At 69.6% G+C, this 5,080-nt stretch carries 4 protein-coding genes; all 4 read right to left on the minus strand.

Features of this window, described 5'->3' with window-relative positions:
* Nucleotides 1-382 precede the first annotated feature (382 nt).
* The gene (locus GUY60_RS34185) at nt 383-1,840 is read right to left on the minus strand and encodes a catalase (protein ID WP_161705026.1); all 1,458 of its coding nucleotides are present in this window, start codon (nt 1,838-1,840) and stop codon (nt 383-385) included.
* Between the two features lie 349 nt (nt 1,841-2,189).
* A complete protein-coding gene (locus GUY60_RS34190) occupies nt 2,190-3,080 on the minus strand; it encodes a 2-hydroxy-3-oxopropionate reductase (protein ID WP_161705028.1) in 891 nt (296 codons plus the stop codon).
* A gap of 144 nt (nt 3,081-3,224) precedes the next feature.
* Complete coding sequence (locus tag GUY60_RS34195; RefSeq protein WP_161705030.1) at nt 3,225-4,064, minus strand: TIM barrel protein; 840 nt, start codon at nt 4,062-4,064, stop codon at nt 3,225-3,227.
* A gap of 194 nt (nt 4,065-4,258) precedes the next feature.
* Nucleotides 4,259-5,080, minus strand: an 822-nt coding sequence (locus GUY60_RS34200; protein ID WP_312866532.1) for a hypothetical protein, incomplete at its 5' end; no start/stop codon positions are given.

Here is a 5,080-nt window from a genome sequence, read left to right on the forward strand (position 1 = left end):
GGGCGGGCGTACACAAAAGAGCGCCGAGTCGCGGGACCGTCCGCAACTCGGCGCTCTGGCTATGGAGTTGTTGATGCCGCCCGACGGCGCAAGACTGGCGAAACATGCGTTCGCGCCGCCGGACGGAGTGCGAAGGTGACTCATGGGCCTGCTGGGACCGCGGCGGATGCGATGGAACGCGGGTCTCTTCCCTCAGGTCGAGAAGGGACCTTCGAACCTTTACCACCGCACTGGCTCGCACACCGCCGCGGCCCAGTAGCCGCCCGCCGGAGCGGGCCGCCCCTGCCAGGACCACCCCTCATCCGGGTCCATGGCCAGGGCTCTGCCGTAAGGGATCTGACCTCCCGTCATATCCCTTACGGAGCCTGTGAGTCAGGTACTGCTAGTCCTCGCGCAGCGCGCGGACCGCTTCCTCGACACGCTTGCCGTAGTCGGCGTCGGCGGCGTGGAAGTGCGCGAGGTTCTTCTCGATGACGTCGTCACGGGTGACCTGGGACAGGCCGCCGGCGATGTTCGCCACCAGACGGGACTTCTCGTCCTGAGACATCAGCCGGAACAGCTCACCGGCCTGGAAGAAGTCGTCGTCCTTGGTGTGGGCCGGAGCCTCGTGCGTACCGGTGTGGCCGGTGACCGCCAGCGGGGCGGACAGCGCCTGGCCGGTCTCGGCCGGGCCCTCGTACGAGTTGGGCTCGTAGTTCTTGGCGGCGCGGCCCTGGGCGTTGGACGCCATCAGACCGTCACGGCCGTAGTTGTTCGCCTCGGTCGCCTTCGGCGCGTTGACCGCGAGCTGGGTGTGGTTGACGCCCAGGCGGTAGCGGTGCGCGTCCGCGTAGGCGAACAGGCGGCCCTGCAGCATCTTGTCGGGGGAGGGGCCGATACCCGGAACGAAGTTGTTCGGGGAGAAGGCGGCCTGCTCGACCTCGGCGAAGACGTTGTCGGGGTTGCGGTCCAGGACCAGACGGCCGACGCGCTGCAGCGGGTAGTCGCTGTGCGGCCACACCTTGGTGAGGTCGAACGGGTTGAAGCGGTAGTCCGCGGCCTCGGCGGCCGGCATCACCTGGACGTACAGGGTCCAGGACGGGTTCACGCCGCGCTCGATGGCCTGCAGCAGGTCCGTCTGGTGCGAGTTGGCGTCCTGGCCGGCGAGCTCGGCGCCCTGCTCGGCGGAGAGCGAGCGGATGCCCTGGTTCGTCTTGAAGTGGTACTTGACGAAGAAGGCCTCGCCCTGCTCGTTCGTCCACTGGTAGGTGTGCGAGCCGTAGCCGTTCATGTGGCGGTACGAGGCGGGGATGCCGCGGTCGCCCATGAGCCAGGTGACCTGGTGGGTTGCCTCGGGGGCGTGCGCCCAGAAGTCCCAGACGTTGTCCGCTTCCTGCTTGCCCGTGAACGGGTCACGCTTCTGGGAGTGGATGAAGTCGGGGAACTTGATCGGGTCCTTGATGAAGAACACCGGGGTGTTGTTGCCGACGAGGTCGTAGTTGCCCTCTTCGGTGTAGAACTTGATCGCGAAACCGCGCGGGTCACGCACGGCGTCGGCGCCACCGAGGCTGTCGGCCACGGTCGAGAAGCGCAGGAACAGCTCGGTCTTCTTGCCCACCTCCGAGAGGAAGTTGGCCGAGGTGAAGCCGGTGACGTCGTCGGTGACCTCGAAGTGGCCGTACGCGCCGGAACCACGGGCGTGCACCACGCGCTCCGGGATGCGCTCCCGGTTGAAGCGGGCGAGCTTCTCGAGCAGGTGCTGGTCCTGCAGGAGGATGGGGCCACCGACGCCGGCGGTGGCGGAGTTCTGGTTGTCGGCGACGGGGGCGCCGGACTCGGTCGTAAGCACGCGCTTCGACATGGTGACCTTCCGTGCTGGAGCTTCTGCATCCCACCGTGGCCCCAAGGGCCCCCCACCGGGAGGTGGTCAAGACGGGTCGGCGGAGGAATCCGCGGATGCCGCGGAAAGACTTTTCCGCTGTGTGATGGAGCGTAAGTTCGGCCGGAACGGAACGTCAACACTTTGTTGAATAATTGCGTACGGCTGATTTCGCGCAGACCTACGCGGCCCGCGACCGTGAGCGGTCGGGGCCTGCGCAGGAAGAGTGATCCGGGCGGCGTCCGCGCCTGGGCGCGACAGGACAGGTGTCAGCGCGGGCGCCACCCGGACATCTGGGGGAGCGGCGGACCGTCGGCCCGCCGCTCGCGGATCAGACCTGCTGGCCCGAGAGACGCTCGACGGCGCGCAGGAGCGCGGAGTGGTCGAGACCGCCGTCACCCTGCGCACGCAGGGAGGCGACCAGCTGGGCGACGACGCCGCCGACGGGCAGCGAGGCACCGACGTTGCGGGCGGCGTCGGTGACGATGCCCATGTCCTTGTGGTGCAGGTCGATCCGGAAGCCGGGCTTGAAGTCGCGGTTCAGGAAGTTGTCCTTCTTGCGGGTCAGCACGGTCGAGCCGGCCAGACCGCCGTTGAGGACGTCGAGCGCGGCCTTCAGGTCCACGCCGGACTTCTCCAGGAAGACGACAGCCTCGGCGCAGGCCTGGATGTTGACCGCGACGATGAGCTGGTTGGCGGCCTTCACCGTCTGGCCGGAGCCGTGCGGGCCACAGAGCACGATGGTCTTGCCGAGGGCCTCGAGGACCGGCTTGGCCTCGTCGAAGTCGGCCTGCTCGCCACCGACCATGATGGACAGGACGGCCTCGATGGCGCCGGCCTCGCCGCCGGAGACGGGCGCGTCGATGACGCGGATGCCCTTCTCCTTGGCGTTCTTCGCCAGGTCGACCGAGGTCTGCGGGGTGATCGACGACATGTCGACGATCAGCGCGCCGGACTTGGCGTTCTCCAGGATGCCGTCGGGGCCGTACGCGATGGCCTCGACCTGCGGGGAGGCGGGCACCATCGTGACGACCACGTCGGCGTCCTTGACGGCCTCGGCGATGGACTTCGCCACGGTGCCGCCGGCGGCGGCGAGGCGGTCGAGCTTGTCCTGCTCAAGGGTGAAGCCGGTGACGTTGTAACCCGCCTTGATCAGGTTCTCGGACATGGGGGAGCCCATGATGCCGAGGCCGATCCACGCGACCTTGGGGAGATTGCTCATGAGGGTGCCTCTTTCAAAGCTCGTCAAGCGTCAAAGCTCTTGCTACGTCAGGGGGTTGCCGCCCGCCGCACAGCCGGGCGGCAACCAGGTGCGCGTACGGGACGCGCGGGGCCGGCGCTTGAGGGCAGCGCGCGGCCGGGCGGTTCAGCGAGCGGCGCGGGCCTCGGCGGGCAGCCAGCCGAAGGCCTCGGCGCTCGGCTTGTCGCCGGGCTTGTACTCCAGGCCCACGAAGCCCTCGTAACCGGCCTTGCTCAGCTGGTCGAGGAGGGACTCCAGGGGCAGGTCGCCGGTGCCCGGAGCGCCACGGCCCGGGTTGTCGGCGATCTGCACGTGGCCGGTCTTCGCGGTGTACTTCTCGATGACCTCGGGCAGGTCCTCGCCGTTCATGGACAGGTGGTACAGGTCCATGAGGAACTTGGCGTTGCCGAGGCCGGTGGCCGCGTTCACCGCGTCCACGATCTCGATCGCCTTGGGGGCGCTCACGATCGGGCACTTGGGCGACTCGGGCGCGTTCAGGGCCTCGATCAGGAGGATCGCGCCGACGCGGTCGGCCTCCTTGGCGGCGAGCGCCAGGTTCTCCAGGGCGAGCTTGTCCTGCTCGGCCGGGTCGACGCCGTCGACGCGGTTGCCGTACAGGGCGTTGAGCGCCTTGCAGCCGAGGGACTCGGCGAAGTCCGCCGCCACCTTGAGGTTGGCGCGGAACTTGTCCGACTCCTCGCCCGGGATCGACAGTGCGCCCCGGTCCGGGCCGGGCAGCTGGCCGGCGTAGAAGTTCAGGCCCGTGAGCTGTACGCCCGCGTCCTCGATGGCCTTCTTCAGGGCATCGAGCTCGGCCTGCTCAGGGGTGGGGGCGTCGACCCAGGGCCACCACAGCTCGACCGCGGTGAAGCCCGCCGCGGCAGCGGCCGCGGGGCGCTCCAGGAGCGGGAGTTCCGTGAAGAGGATCGACAGATTGACATTGAAGCGCTGGTCCGTGAATCCCATGAGGGGTCGGCGCTCCTTCCGTATTGCGGAAGTTACTTTCTACTTGATGGAAAGATTGCCTGTAGTGGGGGAGAGCTGTCAAGGCCGCCCGCATGCGCACCCGCAAAAAGGCGCCTCCCCGGCCGGGGAGGCGCTCTCGGAACGGATCGTCACTGGTGGCGGTCGGTACGGGCCACCGGGCCCGTACCGACGCGTCACAACGCGTCGACGGCGCTCACCTTCCAGCCGTCCGGCGTCCGCGTGAGGCTCATCCGGACCCGGTTCAGGTCCATGCGCGAGCCCGAGACCTGTGTGCTCTTGGTGACCTGGTTGACGAAGATCAGCACGACGGCGCGGTCCGCCGTCGCGGACGCCACCGAGGCCGCCGGGGCGCCACCGTCGGGCGGCGCCACCACGGAGGCCTTCACCACGCCCTTGTACTTCCTCGCCGTCGGCGCCACCACGGTCCTGGTCGTTCTGCCGTACTCCGCGCGGAAGGACCCGGTGAGATGGCTCCGCGCCCCGGCGAAGTCCTTCTCCAGGTGCCGGTAGTCGTACGACAGGACCACGGGCGCCGCCGCACGCGCGGCCCGCAGCGCCTCGGCCCGCGCCTCCTGGACCCGCTGCCCCTCCTGGTACTGGAGGCCGAGGACCGTGACCGCGACGAGGCCCACCACGGTCAGGACGGCGAACGCGGCGGCGAGGCGGGCGCGTCTGCGGCCACGGCGCGAGGCGTCGGCCGCGTCCTCGCCCTCCGGGACCGGCGCGTGCAGGACCTTGCCCACCACCTTCTCCACGGCGGGGAGTCCCGTCCGGTCGTTGACCAGGTCCTCGGGTGTGCCGGCCAGCGGGTCCTGCGACCCGCCGCGGCCGCCGTCGGACCGCTTGGCCGCCGCGCGGGCCGCCGCGGCCAGGGAGTGTCGGGCCGGTGAGCCGGGTCCGGTGCCGCGGCCTCGGGTGCCGGTGTTCGCCACGGTGTGTCTCCTTACGGGAGGGGTGCGGTCGCCCTTGCGGGAGTGGCCGGGGGTGTTCGGGAG

The sequence above is a fragment of the Streptomyces boluensis genome (genome assembly GCF_009908195.1).
Lineage (GTDB): Bacteria > Actinomycetota > Actinomycetes > Streptomycetales > Streptomycetaceae > Streptomyces > Streptomyces boluensis.

Coding starts and splice junctions, on each gene's coding strand:
- GUY60_RS34190 (WP_161705028.1), bottom strand. CDS start 3,080: ATGAGCAATCTCCCCAAGGTCGCGTGGATCGGCCTCGGCATCATGGGC.
- GUY60_RS34185 (WP_161705026.1), bottom strand. CDS start 1,840: ATGTCGAAGCGCGTGCTTACGACCGAGTCCGGCGCCCCCGTCGCCGAC.
- GUY60_RS34195 (WP_161705030.1), bottom strand. CDS start 4,064: ATGGGATTCACGGACCAGCGCTTCAATGTCAATCTGTCGATCCTCTTC.